This window comes from Geodermatophilus sp. SYSU D00079 (assembly GCF_054050635.1).
On record NZ_JBJGZS010000028.1, the window covers coordinates 17,280 to 31,282 of the forward strand.

The 14,003-nt window shown below is 75.3% G+C and carries 19 protein-coding genes and 1 riboswitch; of the genes, 6 read left to right on the forward strand and 13 right to left on the reverse strand.

The window, feature by feature from the left end; genetic code table 11:
* Positions 1-47 precede the first annotated feature (47 nt).
* Positions 48-494, forward strand: a complete 447-nt coding sequence (locus tag ACI79E_RS18875) for a hypothetical protein (RefSeq protein ID WP_456934103.1) — start codon at positions 48-50, stop codon at positions 492-494.
* Positions 495-500: 6 nt separating this feature from the next.
* On the opposite strand, the gene ACI79E_RS18880 is transcribed toward ACI79E_RS18875, so the two are convergent.
* The 3 genes from ACI79E_RS18880 to ACI79E_RS18890 are packed head-to-tail and all read right to left on the reverse strand — an operon-like array spanning position 501 to position 2,098.
* Complete coding sequence (locus tag ACI79E_RS18880; protein ID WP_456934104.1) at positions 501-1,052, reverse strand: GXWXG domain-containing protein; 552 nt, start codon at positions 1,050-1,052, stop codon at positions 501-503.
* The gene (locus tag ACI79E_RS18885) at positions 1,049-1,873 is read right to left on the reverse strand and encodes a pentapeptide repeat-containing protein (RefSeq protein WP_456934105.1); all 825 of its coding nucleotides are present in this window, start codon (positions 1,871-1,873) and stop codon (positions 1,049-1,051) included. The genes ACI79E_RS18880 and ACI79E_RS18885 overlap by 4 nt, the downstream gene beginning before the upstream one ends.
* Positions 1,874-1,888: 15 nt before the next feature.
* On the reverse strand, positions 1,889-2,098 hold the full coding sequence (locus tag ACI79E_RS18890; RefSeq protein ID WP_456934106.1) for a DUF4177 domain-containing protein: 210 nt from the start codon (positions 2,096-2,098) through the stop codon (positions 1,889-1,891).
* A 69-nt stretch (positions 2,099-2,167) separates the two neighbouring features.
* Between ACI79E_RS18890 and ACI79E_RS18895 the strand changes: the two genes are divergently transcribed.
* Complete coding sequence (locus tag ACI79E_RS18895; RefSeq protein WP_456934107.1) at positions 2,168-2,551, forward strand: VOC family protein; 384 nt, start codon at positions 2,168-2,170, stop codon at positions 2,549-2,551.
* 4 nt (positions 2,552-2,555) lie between these two features.
* Here the strand turns inward: ACI79E_RS18895 and ACI79E_RS18900 are convergent, their stop codons facing one another.
* A complete protein-coding gene (locus tag ACI79E_RS18900; RefSeq protein ID WP_456934108.1) occupies positions 2,556-2,972 on the reverse strand; it encodes a hypothetical protein in 417 nt (138 codons plus the stop codon).
* Between the two features lie 59 nt (positions 2,973-3,031).
* Between ACI79E_RS18900 and ACI79E_RS18905 the strand changes: the two genes are divergently transcribed.
* Positions 3,032-3,466 carry a DUF2784 domain-containing protein gene (locus ACI79E_RS18905; protein WP_456934109.1) on the forward strand — a complete coding sequence of 145 codons (435 nt, stop codon included), beginning with the start codon at positions 3,032-3,034 and terminating at the stop codon, positions 3,464-3,466.
* A 42-nt stretch (positions 3,467-3,508) separates the two neighbouring features.
* Here ACI79E_RS18905 and ACI79E_RS18910 read toward each other — a convergent pair whose 3' ends face one another.
* The 6 genes from ACI79E_RS18910 to ACI79E_RS18935 form a co-directional block, all read right to left on the reverse strand.
* Entirely contained in the window at positions 3,509-4,237 is a 729-nt protein-coding gene (locus tag ACI79E_RS18910; RefSeq protein WP_456934110.1) for a DUF72 domain-containing protein, read from the reverse strand.
* A 17-nt stretch (positions 4,238-4,254) separates the two neighbouring features.
* Positions 4,255-5,103, reverse strand: coding sequence for an SDR family NAD(P)-dependent oxidoreductase (locus tag ACI79E_RS18915; RefSeq protein WP_456934111.1), 849 nt, complete (start codon positions 5,101-5,103; stop codon positions 4,255-4,257).
* Complete coding sequence (locus tag ACI79E_RS18920) at positions 5,100-6,593, reverse strand: flavin-containing monooxygenase (protein ID WP_456934112.1); 1,494 nt, start codon at positions 6,591-6,593, stop codon at positions 5,100-5,102. Before ACI79E_RS18920 ends, ACI79E_RS18915 begins: the two co-directional genes overlap by 4 nt.
* Positions 6,594-6,654: 61 nt before the next feature.
* Positions 6,655-7,299 carry a TetR/AcrR family transcriptional regulator gene (locus tag ACI79E_RS18925; protein WP_456934113.1) on the reverse strand — a complete coding sequence of 215 codons (645 nt, stop codon included), beginning with the start codon at positions 7,297-7,299 and terminating at the stop codon, positions 6,655-6,657.
* Positions 7,296-7,934 carry a class I SAM-dependent methyltransferase gene (locus tag ACI79E_RS18930; protein WP_456934114.1) on the reverse strand — a complete coding sequence of 213 codons (639 nt, stop codon included), beginning with the start codon at positions 7,932-7,934 and terminating at the stop codon, positions 7,296-7,298. The genes ACI79E_RS18925 and ACI79E_RS18930 overlap by 4 nt, the downstream gene beginning before the upstream one ends.
* 148 nt (positions 7,935-8,082) lie before the next feature.
* On the reverse strand, positions 8,083-8,940 hold the full coding sequence (locus tag ACI79E_RS18935; RefSeq protein WP_456934115.1) for an aggregation-promoting factor C-terminal-like domain-containing protein: 858 nt from the start codon (positions 8,938-8,940) through the stop codon (positions 8,083-8,085).
* Positions 8,941-9,168: 228 nt separating this feature from the next.
* A riboswitch (cyclic di-AMP (ydaO/yuaA leader) is annotated at positions 9,169-9,316 on the reverse strand.
* Positions 9,317-9,510: 194 nt separating this feature from the next.
* Between ACI79E_RS18935 and ACI79E_RS18940 the strand changes: the two genes are divergently transcribed.
* Complete coding sequence (locus ACI79E_RS18940; protein WP_456934116.1) at positions 9,511-10,659, forward strand: LLM class flavin-dependent oxidoreductase; 1,149 nt, start codon at positions 9,511-9,513, stop codon at positions 10,657-10,659.
* A complete protein-coding gene (locus ACI79E_RS18945; protein ID WP_456934117.1) occupies positions 10,656-11,279 on the forward strand; it encodes an FMN reductase in 624 nt (207 codons plus the stop codon). Before ACI79E_RS18940 ends, ACI79E_RS18945 begins: the two co-directional genes overlap by 4 nt.
* A 6-nt stretch (positions 11,280-11,285) precedes the next feature.
* On the opposite strand, the gene ACI79E_RS18950 is transcribed toward ACI79E_RS18945, so the two are convergent.
* Positions 11,286-12,011, reverse strand: a complete 726-nt coding sequence (locus tag ACI79E_RS18950; protein WP_456934118.1) for an AmiS/UreI family transporter — start codon at positions 12,009-12,011, stop codon at positions 11,286-11,288.
* Between the two features lie 89 nt (positions 12,012-12,100).
* Complete coding sequence (locus ACI79E_RS18955) at positions 12,101-12,343, reverse strand: hypothetical protein (protein WP_456934119.1); 243 nt, start codon at positions 12,341-12,343, stop codon at positions 12,101-12,103.
* 114 nt (positions 12,344-12,457) lie between these two features.
* On the opposite strand from ACI79E_RS18955, the gene ACI79E_RS18960 reads away from it, so the two are divergent.
* Entirely contained in the window at positions 12,458-12,625 is a 168-nt protein-coding gene (locus tag ACI79E_RS18960) for a hypothetical protein (RefSeq protein WP_456934120.1), read from the forward strand.
* Positions 12,626-12,682: 57 nt separating this feature from the next.
* On the opposite strand, the gene fmdA is transcribed toward ACI79E_RS18960, so the two are convergent.
* Positions 12,683-13,936: a formamidase gene (fmdA, locus tag ACI79E_RS18965; protein WP_456934121.1), complete on the reverse strand. Its 1,254-nt coding sequence runs from the start codon at positions 13,934-13,936 to the stop codon at positions 12,683-12,685.
* Between the last annotated feature and the right edge of the window lie 67 nt (positions 13,937-14,003).

A 14,003-nucleotide genomic window follows, 5' to 3' on the forward strand; every position in this document is an offset into this window, starting at 1 on the left:
GCGGCCCGGCGGTTGCGGGGGCGGCCCGTGTCGCCGACCGTTGCGGCGTGGACCCCTTCCGTGGCCTGGGCATGCCCCGCATCCCCGGACTCTCCGAGCTGATCAGCACGCTGCAGGCCCAGACCGAGGCCCTGGCGCAGCTGCCGCGCACGCTGACCGACCTGAACACCGCCGTCCGTGAGCTCATCGCGGCCACCCGGGTCGCGACCGAGACCATCGCCTCGGCGCAGCGCACCGCGGAGCGGCTGGAGACCCTCGTGGAGGAGCTCGAGGAGCCGGTGCGGTCGCTGCGGCCCGGGCTGGAGCGGGTGGGCAAGGTGCTCGACGACCCGGCGATCGACACCGTGCCCGACACCCTGCGGCGGGTCTCGGAGGACCTGCTGCCGCTGGTCCACGGCCTGCGGCAGGCCAGCGACCGGCTCGGCTCGGTCACCGGCATGCTGCGCCGGCGCGGCCGGCCGGGCACCGCCGCCGAGGAGCCGCGCGAGCCGTGAACCGGGTCAGCCGGCGTCCCGCTCCAGCACGAAGAACAACGGCTCCGGCAGGCCCCGCGGGTCCATGCAGCCCAGCAGCACGTCGGGGGTGACGGCGCGCAGGACGTCGACGACCGGCAGCCGGTCGTAGACCACCGCGGCGGTGACGACCCCGCGGTGCGACACGGCCCGCACGCGCGCCGCCGGGCGCCGGGTGCGCAGCAGCGGCCGGGCGGCGACGAACGCGATCCGGGCCGGCCGGCTGGCGGCCAGCGCCGGGGCGCGGCGCAGCAGGGTCAGCGGTGCGGGCGCGGGCTGCACCGGTCGCGGCCGGCCCGCCCGGTCGGGGAACAGCAGCGGGTGGACCGTGTCGGCGTCGAGGACCTCCTTGCCCCACCAGCGGTGGGCGGTCAGCAGCCCGTCGAGCCGGGAGCCGGTGGGCAGCTCGGCGCCGCGCCAGCGTCCGACCACGGCGTCCGGCGCGAGCACGGGCAGCCGGTCGAAGAACGCCAGCGCGTCGACCGGTGCCGCCCCGCCGCGGTGCGCGGCCAGCCAGCGCGCGGCGTCGTCCCCGCTCACCGCGCACCCCAGTGCGGCGGGGGCTCCAGCCCGGCCGGCAGGCGGGTGCCGGCGTCGCCGCGGGCGGCGGCCACCTGGGGACGGGTGAGGAACAGCGCGCCGGACAGGTCCGCGCCCCGCAGGTCGGCGGCCCGCAGGTCGGCACCGAGCAGGTCGGCCGCGGTGAGATCGGCGCCCCGCAGGTCGGCGCCGATCAGGTAGGCACCGCGCAGGCTCACCCCGCGCAGCTGCGTGCGGCGGAGGTCGACGCCCATGAGGTCGGCGTTGCGGCGGTCGCGGCCCCCGCGGCGGACGCCGGCCCGCGCGAGCTCGCTGACCGACGTCAGCAGGGCACCGGCCTCGGCGCGCAGGGCGGCGGTGTCGACGGCGGCCAGCTCCTCCGGCGTCACGCCGGTGAGTCGCTCGGTGCGGTCCCGGGCCGCGGCCAGTTCCCGCCGGAGCGGCGCGGCCGCCGGGAGGGCCAGCGCCTCGGTGAGGTACCAGAGCAGCTCGTGCAGCTGCCGCTGCACGCCGAAGGCGGCGAACACCGACGCCGCCGCCTCGGGGCCCTCCCGCCAGTCGCGGCCGCCGAAGGTGACCTGCACCGTCTGCTGGCCGGCGCCGAAGCAGTCGAACACCGTGCAGCCGGGGAACCCCCGCTCGCGCAGCTCGGCGTGGATGCCGCACCGGGAGTCGTCCTGCAGGTGCGGGCAGGGGCGTCCGGCGGGCTTGTCCAGCGCGAAGTCGGCCGAGGCGGCGAAGGCCGGCGCCACGCAGCACAGGCCCGCGCACCGGGCGCAGTCGGCCCGGAGCCCCGCCCGGGCGTCGGCGGCGTCGGGCACGGGCTCCTCCAGGGGTCAGGCGGTGGGGCGCTCCAGGGTGACCAGCACGCCCTCGACACCGCCCGGGCCGATCCGGCCCTTGACCTCCACCGAGGTGATCGCCTTCAGCTGCCACCCCTCGCGGGCGTGCTCGTTGAGCACCTTCTCCAGCTTGTCACCCGACATCTTCCCGCCGAGGAGCCCCTCCCGGAGCTCGACCACCCGGTACTCGTAGCGCTGGACCACCGGTCCTCCTGACGTCGGCACGGCCGGCCGCCCTGTCCGTGGGCGCCGGGATGCCCCGATGATGCCGGAGTGGACGTGCTGAGCAGCCGCATCCTGCTGCGCCCGACCGATCCGGCCCGGTCGCGGGCGTTCTACCGCGACGTCCTGGGCCTGGCCGTGTACCGCGAGTTCGGCCCACCCGACGCCCCCGGGCTGGTGTTCTTCCTGGGCAACGGCCTGCTCGAGGTGGCCGGGCGCAGCGACGAGCCGCCGCGGGGTCTGGCGCTGTGGCTGCAGGTGCGCGACGCCGCCGCGGAGGTGGAGCGGCTGCGCGCGGCCGGGGTGCCGGTGCTGCGGGAGGCCGCCCCCGAGCCGTGGGGGCTGGTCGAGGGCTGGGTGGCCGACCCCGACGGCGTCCGCATCGTGCTGGTGGAGGTGCCGCCGGACCATCCGCTGCGCCGCGACCTGCGCTGAGCCGTCAGGGCCGGCGGCCGGCCGGCGGGCCGTCGTCCGGTGCCGGGTCGTCGGTCTCGGCCGGCGGCCGGCGGACCAGGTCGGCCACCGACTCCTCCAGTCGCGCCCAGGTCGCGCTCCACTCGACCAGCGGGTCGAGGATCCGCTCGAAGACGGCCAACTGCTCGTCGAAGGCCTGCAGCTGCGCGGTCATCGCCTGGATCTGCTGCCGCTGCCCGCGGACGGCCTTGTCGATCGCCTGCAACTGGGCCGCCGACATCGCGCCGGGCGGCGAGGGCAGCCTCGGCAGGGAGAAGGGGACGGCGCCGGCGGCCATCCCGCGGGCGCGGTCGGTGAACCCGCGCAGCTGGCTGACGAAGTCCTCGATGGACCGGGACACCCGGTTGCCCGGGTCGCGGCCGCTGTCCTCTCGCTCGCTCATGCGGCCAGTCTCCCGCCCGGGCCCTCCCGGCGCGCCCTCCCGCGTGCCAGGCTGGCGGCGTGTCCTGGGCGTACGCCGTGGCAGCGGTGCACGCGCTGGCCGTCGCCCTGATGGTGACCGGCGCGCTGCTGGCACTGCGCTGGCCGCGGGTGCTGCTGGTGCACGCCCCGGTGGCCGCGGCGATCCTGGCCGTGCACCTCGCCGGCGCCCCCTGCCCGCTCACCGAGTGGGAGCTGGCGCTGCGCGAGCGCGCCGGAGTGCCCCCCTACACCGGCGGCTTCCTCGGCCACCACGTCTTCTCCCCGCTCGGCCTGGAGGTGACCAGCCCCGGCGTGCAGGCCGGCATCTACACCGTGGCGCTGGTGCCGAACGCCGTCGGGTACGGGCTGCTCGCCGTCCGCGCGCTGCAGCGCCGTTCCGGACGGCGCCCGACTCCGGCGGCCCCGGTCCCGTGCGTCGCTCCGCCGTTCCCGCGGGAACGTCGGAGCCCGTGACCTGCGGAAGGGTCACCGTGGACCGCCGTCCCGGCGCGCGGGTCAGTGGCCGACCAGGCCGCGCAGCGTCTCGGCGTTGCGGACGGCGTGCCCGTACCCGTCGTTGTTGAAGTAGGCGTAGACGTCGCGGCCGGCCCGCTCCCACTCCCGGACCCGGTCGGCCCACCAGTGCAGGTCGGCGTCGGGATAGGAACCGGCGTAGAGGTGGGTGTCGTCCGGGCCGTGCAGGCGGAGGTAGACGAACGGCGCGGTGGCCCGCAGCACGCACGGCAGGCCGGCGCCGCTCATCACGCAGTACGCCGCGCCGTGGCGTTCCAGCAGGCCGAACACCTCGTCGGTGTGCCAGCTGGGGTGCCGGAACTCCACGGCCACGCGCATCCAGTCCGGCAGCAGGCCCAGGAAGTACCGCAGCCGCTCGTCGTCCCGCTGGTGTGCCGGGTGCAGTTGCACCAGCAGCACCGCCCGCCGGTCGCCGAGCTCGTGCCAGCAGGCGACCAGCCGCTCCACCCAGACCTCCGGGGCGTACAGCCGCTTGGCGTGGGTCAGGCCGCGGGGCGCCTTGACCGACAGCTGGAAGCCGGGCGGGAGGCGGCGGCGCCAGCTGGCGAAGGTCGCCGTCCGGGGCCAGCGGTAGAAGCTGGCGTTGAGCTCGACGGTGCCGAACCGCGCCACGTAGTGGGCCAGCCGGTCGCGCGCCGGCGTGCCCGGCGGGTAGAGGACGCCGTCCCAGTGGTCGTAGCTCCACCCCGACGTCCCGACGTGCACGGCCACGGCCCGCCCCCACCCTGTCAGCGGCGCGCCCGTGCGGCCAGGGACGTGAGGCCGGCCAGCAGCCGGCCGTAGGAGCCGGGGGCGAGCCGGACCAGCAGGTCGGGGACGACGGCGCTCCAGCCGACCAGCTGCCGGGGCCGGCGCCGCTCCACCGCGGTGAGGACGAGCTCCGCGGCCCTCGCGGGGTCCATGGTGAGCAGCGTGGCGAAGTCGCGCTTGCCCGCCTCGCCCTCCTCCGCCGGCACACCGGAGCCCACCCGCGCGTCCGCGGCGATCCGGGTGCGGATCCCGCCCGGGTGCACGCAGGTGACGCCCACGCCGTCGTCGGCCAGCTCGTGCCGCAGCGCCTCGGTGAACCCCCGGACGGCGAACTTGCTCGTCGCGTAGGCCACCTGCCCGGCCGGTGCGATCAGCCCGAACAGGCTGGAGACGTTGACCAGGTGCGAACCGGGGTGGGCCTTGAGCGCCGGCAGGAGCGCGTGCGTGAGCCGGACGACGGCGCGCAGGTTGACCTCCTGCACCCACTCGAACTCCTCGAGGGTCACCTGGTCGAAGCGCCCGCCGAGGGCGACCCCGGCGTTGTTGACCAGCAGGGTGACCTCGGGGTGGGCCTCGGCGAGGGTGGCGGCCGCGCGGCGGGTGGCCTCGGCGTCGGACAGGTCGACGACGTGGGTCGTGACGGCGAGCCCGGGGTGGGCGGTGCCGATCGCGTCGGCCACCGCCGCGAGCCCCTCGGCGTCCCGGTCGAGGAGGACCAGGGAGCTGCCCCGGCGGGCCAGGCCGTGGGCGAGGGCGGCGCCGATGCCGCCGGCCGCGCCGGTGACGACCGCCGTGCCGCCGGCGAAGACGTAGGGGGCCGGTCTCACGCGGCGACCTCCTCGGGACTGCGGGCCGGCGGGCGTGCGGTGAACCGCACGCCCTCGTCCACCACCGGGCCGCGGCGCATCAGCAGCACGTCGCGCAGGTAGTTCTGGTACAGCCGCCACGGGGCGCGGGCGCCCTGCCTCGGCAGGGCGTCCAGGCTGCGCTGCACGTAGCCCGAGCTGAGCCCGATGAACGGCTCGGTGCCGCCGCCCGGCGGGGCGACCGGCGTGCAGACGGCCTGGCCGTGCGCGGCCATGTGCCGCAGCAGCCGGCAGACGTACCGGGCGACGAGGTCGGCCTTGAGCGTCCAGGAGGCGTTGGTGTAGCCGATCGTCATGGCGAAGTTCGGTACACCGGAGACCATCATCCCCTTGTAGGAGACCCGCTCCGACAGCCGCACCGGCTCGCCGTCGACGGTGAGCGTCATGCCGCCGATGGGCAGCAGGTTCAGCCCCGTGGCGGTGACGACGACGTCGGCCGCCAGCTCGGCACCGGACTCCAGCGCGACGCCGGTCTCGGTGAAGGTGGCGATCCGGTCGGTGACCACGTCGGCCCGGCCCTCGCGGATGGCGGTGAACAGGTCGCCGTCGGGCACCAGGCACAGCCGCTGGTCCCAGGGGTCGTAGGGCGGGCCGAAGTGGGTGTCGACGTCGAACCCGGCGGGCAGCTGCCTGCGGGCCAGCTTCGCGATGATCGCCTTCATGGTGGCCGGCCGGCGCCGGCTGAGCTGGTAGGAGGCCATGGAGGTCAGCACGTTCTTCCACCGGACCACCGGGTAGACCGCCCGGGCCGGCAGGCGGCGGCGCAGGGCGTCGGCCAGCGGGTCCCGGCCGGGCAGGGCGAGGACGTAGCTGGGCGTGCGCTGCAGCATCGTCACGTGCGCGGCGGTTCGCGCCATCGAGGGGACGAGGGTGACCGCCGTGGCGCCGCTGCCGATGACGACGACCCGCTTGCCGGCGTGGTCGAGGTCCGCGGGCCAGTGCTGCGGGTGCACGATCCGGCCGCGGAAGCGCTCCTCGCCGGGGAAGCGCGGGCGGTACCCCTCGTCGTAGCGGTAGTAGCCGGAGCAGACCGACAGCCACGAGCAGGTCAGCCGCACGGTCTCGTCGGTGCCGGTGCGCTGCACGGTCACCGTCCAGCGCGCGTCCTCGGTCGACCACTCGGCGGCCACCACGCGGGAGCCGAACCGGATGTGCCGGTCGACGCCGTGCTCGCGCGCGGTCTCCTGCACGTAGCGGCGGATCGACTCGCCGTCGGCGATGGCCCGCGCCTGCGTCCACGGCTTGAACGAGTAGCCGAGGGTGAACATGTCGGAGTCCGACCGCACGCCCGGGTAGCGGAACAGGTCCCAGGTGCCGCCGATGGCCTCGCGCGCCTCGAGGACGGCGTAGCTGCGGTCGGGGCACTCACGCTGGAGGTGGCAGGCGGCGCCGATGCCGGAGAGCCCGGCGCCGACGATCAGCACGTCCACGTGCTCGGTGGGTGCGGTCATGGCGTTCCCCCTGGCTCGGCCGGTGACCTGCACCACGGTACTCGACACGGTGTCGAGTGCGTCAACGGCGCGTCGGATCGTCGGTGCCGTAGATGGTGCGCAGCCAGACGGTGAGCAGCACGTCGATGAGGTCGTCCTCCCCCACGGCCGGCTGCTGGCCGGCGAGGGTGCCCTGGATGACCCGCTCGTTCATCCAGTTCAGCGCGGTGGCGAGGTCGCGGGCCGCCGGGCCGCCGGGCGCCGCACCGCGCGCCCGCTCGGCCTCGATCGCCGCGGCGGTCTCCGCCACGAACCCCTCCATCACCTGCAACCACAGCTCCCGCACCTCGGCGCTGGCGGCCAGCAGCTGGGTCGCGGCCGCGGTCAGTGCCCGGTGCGCACGGAAGGTGTCGCGGACGGCGACCAGCGCCGCCCGCCAGTTCGCCCGCACGTCGTCGGAGGCGCCGGCCAGCGCCGCGGCGCGCAGCTCGTGGGCCTCGGCGACCACCCGGTCCAGCAGCGCGAGGACGACGGCGTCCTTGGAGGCGAAGTAGAAGTAGAAGGTCGGCCGGGAGATCCCGGCGCCGCGGGCGAGGTCGTCGACGGAGATCTCCGCCAGCGGGCGCTCGGCCAGCAGCGCCTCGGCGGTGGCCAGGATCGCCCGCTCCCGGTCGTCGCCGGAGGGCCGGCGGGCACGGCGCCCGCGGTCGGGGGCCACGCTGCTCACGGCAGCCGCCAGACCGTCGTCCGCCGCAGTCCGGGGCCCTCGGTCTCGGGGATCTCGTAGACCGCGGCGGCGGTCAACCGGTCGTGCGGCAGGTAGGGCCGCCCCGGGTCGCCGACGTACACCTCGACGCCGCGGGCGCGGGCGCGGTCGAGGAACGGCAGCACCCGCTCGGTCATCTCCCGGTCGTAGCAGACGTCCCCCGCCAGGACGACGTCGATGCCCTGCAGGTCGCGGCCCAGGACGTCGCCGGTCACGCTCACCCCGTCGATGCCGTTGAGCCCGGCGTTGACGCCGACCGCGGTGCGGCTGAACTCGTCGACGTCGCTGGCCAGCACCCACCGGGCCCCGGCCAGCCGGGCGGCGAGGGCGACCAGGCCGCTGCCGGCGCCGAGGTCGAGCACCGCCCGCCCCGCGACCACCTCGGGCCGGTCCAGCACGAAGCGGGCCAGCGCCTGACCACCCGGCCACGCCGCGGCCCAGAACGGCGGCGCCTCCCCGGCGCCGCCGTTCTGGGCCTCCATGGCCTCCCAGAGGGCGACGACGTCGTCGGCCACGTGCAGCCGGACCTCGGGGACCGACGACGGCCGCCGGACCTGGGTGTGGGCGCGGACGAAGCCGGACGGGACGACCCTCACGCCGACCGCCCGGTGGCCACGACGTCCGGGTCCACGCGCGCCCCCTCCTCGCTCGCCAACGGCACCGCCCGACCGTCCCACACCGGCCCCGGGAACGACTCGAGGGGCCGCCCCTGCCGGGACGGCCCCTCGATCCAGCACCGCTCGATCAGTACCAGTTGTTGGCCTGCGAGTGCGCCCACGCACCGCAGGGGCTGCCGTAGCGGTTCTCGATGTAGATGAGCCCGGCGTCGATCTGGCGGTAGCCGTCGGAGGTCTTGGCGATCCCGGTGCCGGCCCAGGTGGAGTTCAGGAACTGCGGGATGCCGTAGGCGGTGCTGGTGGGGTTCTGCGCGTTGGGGTTCCAGCCGCTCTCCTTGCCCCACAGGTTCTCCAGGCAGCTGAACTGCTGGGCGCTGCCGACCTTGGACATCGCGTACTCCTTGAAGGAGCCACGCGGCGCCGCGGAGCCACCGCTGCTCGGTGCCGGGGCGGCGGCCGGCGCAGCGGCGGCCGCAGCGGCGGCGGCCTGACGCTCGGCGGCCTCGCGCTCGGCGGCCTCGCGGGCGGCCTGCTCGGCGGCGGCGGCCTCGGCCGCGGCGCGCTCGGCGGCCTCGCGCTCGGCGGCCTGGCGGTCCAGCTCGGCCTGGTCGGCCGCGGCCTGGGCCTGGGCGGCGCTGGCCGCGGCGGCCTCGCGCTCGCTGCGGGAGGCGGCGAGCTCCTGCAGCGGGGCCAGGTCGGCGGCGTCCGGGGTGGCCGCGGCCGCGGTGTCGGCGGTGATGCCCAGCTGCTCGGCCACGCTGACCGACTCCGTCGGCGTGGCGGTGGCCTCGGCGTCGGGCGCGCCGGTGGCCAGGACGTTGACCACGATCGCGCCGGCCGCGGCGGCGGCCAGGAAGAACGCCGGACGGCGACCCTGGGCCGGCAGGCGCACCCGGCGGCGGGCGGGAGTGGTGTCGGGGGTGGCGGCGTCGACGGCGGGGGTGGTGGCGTCGAGCGCGGGGGACTGCGTGGTGCGGTCGTTCATCGAGGGGGGTGCTCCGGGGCGCGAGGGCGCACGCGGGCCGGCCGACTCCTACGGAGGGCAGCCCGGGGCGCAGCGGTCTACGGGAGGGGGTCCGGCGGCGGTCAGGGACGCGCGCGGCCGGTCACGGGGGAGGTGAGATCAGCGGACCGAGGAAGAGGCGCGAGGTGCGCGTGGCCCGGGATCCCTGCGGGCCGGGAGGGCCCGTGGGCGAGGCATGCGGATGCTCTCCGTTCCTTCCATGGCCGCCTACCGAGTTAGCTGACGGGTTCGGGCGGGAAGGTGCCCTACCTGCTCGGGAGCAGGATTCACCCCGGTGCTGCGGTGGGTCCCCGGCTCACGTCCGCGGTGCGCGGACACGACTCGGCGGCGTCCGGCCAGGCTCCCCGGATGGGGACGCACGACCGACCGGACGCACCCACCGTAGGGGCCGTTACCGTCCCGTGACAATCCCAGGAGCCACATGGGTCCCGTGACCCTCGTCGCGGGAGAGTGTCCGCGGACCCGGAATACGGGCCGGGCGAAACTGTTGCACGCAGCAGTAGTTGCGCTCTCAACCACTTGGAGCACGAGATGCAGTTCGGGATCTTCTCGGTCAGCGACATCACGACCGACCCCACGACCGGCCGCACGCCCAGCGAGGCGGAGCGGATCCAGGCGGTCGTGGCCATCGCGAAGAAGGCCGAGGAGGTCGGGCTCGACGTCTTCGCCCTGGGCGAGCACCACAACCCGCCGTTCTTCTCGTCCTCCCCCACCACCACGCTGGCCTACATCGCCGCGCAGACCTCGACGCTGCAGCTGTCGACGGCGACCACGCTGATCACCACCAACGACCCGGTGAAGATCGCCGAGGACTACGCGATGCTGCAGCACCTGGCCGGCGGCCGGGTGGACCTGATGATGGGCCGCGGCAACACCGGCCCGGTCTACCCCTGGTTCGGCAAGGACATCCGCGACGGCATCCCGCTGGCCGTGGAGAACTACGCGCTGCTGCGCAAGCTGTGGGACACCGAGGTGGTCAACTGGTCGGGGCAGTACCGCACCCCGCTGCAGGGCTTCACCTCCACCCCCCGGCCGCTGGACGGCGTCGCGCCGTTCGTCTGGCACGGCTCGATCCGCTCGCCGCAGATCGCCGAGCAGGCCGCGTACTACGGCGACGGCTTCTTCCACAACCACATCTTCTGGCCGCCGCAGCACACCCAGCGGATGGTCGAGTTCTACCGCCAGCGCTACGAGCACCACGGCCACGGCTCGGCCGACCAGGCGATCGTCGGTCTCGGCGGGCAGGTGTTCATGCGCCGCAACAGCCAGGACGCCGTCGCCGAGTTCCGGCCCTACTTCGACAACGCCCCCGTCTACGGGCACGGCCCGTCGCTGGAGGACTTCAGCCGCGAGACGCCGCTGACCGTCGGCTCCCCGCAGCAGGTCATCGAGCGCACCCTCGGCTTCCGCGACTACGTCGGCGACTACCAGCGCCAGCTGTTCCTCGTCGACCACGCCGGCCTGCCGCTGAAGACGGTGCTCGAGCAGCTGGACATCCTGGGCGAGGAGGTCGTGCCGGTGCTGCGCCGCGAGTTCGCCGCCCTCAAGCCCGCGCACGTGCCCGACGCCCCGACCCACGCCTCCCTCGTCGCCGCCCGCGGCGGGGCGGTGGACAGCACCGTGCACGCCGCCGGCGACGACGTCACCGGGCGCACCGCCGAGGAGGTGCCGGTCCGGTGACCACCCGCACCCTCGCGGTCGTCAGCGCGGGGCTGTCGACGCCGTCGTCCACCCGGCTGCTGGCCGACCGGCTCACCGCCGCGACCGTCGCCGCCCTCCGGGCCCGCGGTGAGGACGCCACGGTCGAGGTGGTGGAGCTGCGTCCCCTCGCCCGGGACCTCGCCGACCGCCTGGTCACCGGGTTCGCCGACGCGTCGCTGCAGTCGGCGGTCGACACCGTCGTCGGCGCCGACGGGCTGATCGCGGTGACCCCGGTGTTCTCCGGGTCCTACAGCGGCCTGTTCAAGACGTTCGTCGACGTCCTGGACAAGGAGTCGCTGACCGGGAAGCCGGTGCTGCTCGGGGCCACCGCCGGCACCGCGCGCCACTCGCTGGTGATCGAGCACGCGATGCGCCCGCTGTTCGCCTACCTGCGCGCGGTCGCCGTCCCGACCGGCGTCTTCGCCGCCCCGGAGGACTGGGGCGGCGGCGAGGGCGTCGACGCGGCGCTGGCCGCCCGGGTGGAGCGCGCCGCCGGGGAGCTGGCCGACCTCGTGGCCGGCCGGCCGGCGTCGGCCCGCCCGGCCGACCCGTTCGCCGACTTCACGCCGTTCGACCAGCTGCTCCGCGACGAGGCGTAGGGAGCGTCAGGTGGTGCCGCGGGTGTCGGTGCGCCGGTCGGCGTCGCGCTCGGGGGTCTGCCGGGCCACCGGCACGCCCTCCGGCGCGGCCGGCGCCCCCGAGGGGACCGGCGCCGCCGGCGGCACGGCCGGCGCCGGGTGCGCCCGCAGCCGCGGGTAGAGCAGCGCGAGGCCGGCCACGAAGACGACGGCGAGGACGACCGCCCACACGCCCACGTAGTCCGCCCAGGAGCCGGTGAGCAGCAGGAACGCCGGGAGGGCACAGCTGGCCAGGCCGGCGAGCAGCGCGATCGCGCCGGTGTAGCGGGTGAGCTCCTCCCGCTTGAGCCCGAGGACCAGCCAGAACAGCCCCCACAGCACGGCCCAGAACAGCCAGATCACGCCGAAGGCCGGGTCCCGGGGCTCGAAGTAGAAGAAGTTCAGCCCGGCGTACACCACCGCGCACACGGCGACGAACGCGGAGAACCACCCGAGCCCCGTCCCGTCCAGGTCCGCGAGCAGGTTGATCCCGACGTACAGGTACGTGAAGCCGAACAGGTAGATGCCCGAGGCGGACAGGATCGCCGCCGGGTCCCCGCCGGAGGTCACGATCAGGTAGGTGGGCGTGAACACCTGCAGCGTCCCCACGAACAGGTTCAGCGGCGCCGCCGCCCGGGCGTCCACCCTGCCGAGGAGCATCAGGCCGTTCACGACCAGGACGGCTCCCACGTACAGCAGTCCGACGGCTCCCATGTGCGCTCATCTCCTCGGGTCCCGCGACGGTGCGGATGTCCCCCGTGAGGTGTGCCGGTGGGCAACGATCGCGCTGCGCCCCCGTCGCGTCAACGGGGGGCGGACCCCGGCCCGGCGCCCTCCGCGTCGTCCTCGGCGAGCGCCTCGTCCAGGAGGGCGGCGAGCCCGTCGAGCGAGCGGTGCGGGCCGTCGGTCCGCAGCACCACGGGGTCGGGGACGGCGTCCTCGTCCTCGCGCAGCGCCTCCGTCAGGTCGGCGGCGGTGCGCAGCGCCTCCTTGCCGAAGCGGTCGACCGCCCGGTGCCGCTCGATCGGCGGCGGCTCGTCGGACACGGCGTCCTCCAGGAGTGGGCCCGGCCGCGTGTCCGGCGGCCGGGCACCGGGTACCACCTCATCCGGCCTCGAACACCCGGCGGCCGCGGACGGCGGTGACGCGAGGGGGCCATCGTGGAGCACCGGATCGAGGTGGTCTGGACCTGCCGCCCGTGCGAGGTGGGCGGCCAGGACGCGCAGGAGGACGGCGACGCCGACCCGACCTGCTGGAACTGCGGTGGGCCGGTCGTCGTGACCGCCCGGCCCACCATCTGGCTCGCCTCCGAGCCGGACGCCGCCTGAGCGCGGCGCCCGGCCCGGGCCGAGGTCACCCGGGGCGGCGCCCCGGCCACCGGGTGGTCACGACGTGACGGCGCACTGCCCGCGGTCGGCGCGGACCGGCCCGGACGCCGACGGCCTGATGTCGAAGTCGAAGATCGCCGTCGGCAGGTAGAGGGACGCGCAGGCGTTCGGGATGTCGACCACCCCGCTGATGCGGCCCTCGATCGGCGCCGAGCCGAGCAGCAGGTAGGCCTGCTCGCCGGAGTAGCCGAACTTCTCCAGGTACCGGACGGCGTTCAGGCACGCCCGCTTGTAGGCCAGCGTCGCGTCCAGGTACTTGTTGGTGTTGGTCTCGTGGTCGACCGAGACCCCGATGAAGGTCAGGAACTCGGAGTAGCGGGGCTCGACGTTGCCGGGCATGAACACCGGGTTGGTGGTCACGCCGTAGGTCTCCATGCCGCCCTTGATCAGGTCGATGTGGAAGTCGATGAACCCGCCCATCTCGATGGCGCCGCAGAAGGTGATCTCGCCGTCGCCCTGGCTGAAGTGCAGGTCGCCGCCGGAGAGCTTCGCGTCCTGGACGTGCACCGGGTAGAAGACCCGGGATCCGCGGGAGAAGTTCTTGATGTCGTGGTTGCCGCCGTTCTCGCGGGCCGGCACCGTGCGGGCGCCGTCCCGGGCGATGCCGTCCAGCACGTCACCGGACGCCGTCCCGCCGAGGGTGCTCTCGGCCAGCGGCGGGAGCGCCAGAGCCGGGACCCGGTCGGGGTCGGTCGCGATCAGCGCCCGCTCCCGCTCGTTCCAGCGCGCGAGCAGCTCCGCCGACGGTGCCGTGCCGAACAGGCCGGGGTGGGTGAGCCCGGTGTACCGGACGCCCGGGATGTGGCGCGAGGTCGCGACCTGCCCCTGGAAGTCCCAGATCGCCTTGTAGGCGTCGGGGAAGTAGTCGGTCAGGAAGCCGCCGCCGTTGACCTTGGCGAAGATGCCGGTGTAGCCCCAGCCCTGGCCGGGGGCGTCGCCGTACTCCTGCGGCGGCTGCACCGGCCCCAGGTCGAGGATGTCGACGACGAGCAGGTCACCGGGCTCGGCACCCTCGACCCCGATCGGCCCGCTGAGCATGTGGGCGTGCGTCAGGTCGACGTCGCGGACGTCGTTGGCCGAGTCGTTGTTGCCGATCTGGCCGTCGGTCCACTCGCGGCACTCGACCCGGATGCTCTGCCCGGGCCGCACCATCGTGGCGACCGGGACGTCCGGGTGCCAGCGGTTGTGGCCGGGTACGGCCTGGTCCCTCATGGACTTGGCCTGGTCGACGGTGAACACCACGTCTGGCATGTCCCCACTCTCCGATCGTCGATGGTGAGCGTCAGCCCGTGGGGAGACGGGCCGTCCAGGGGGGCGC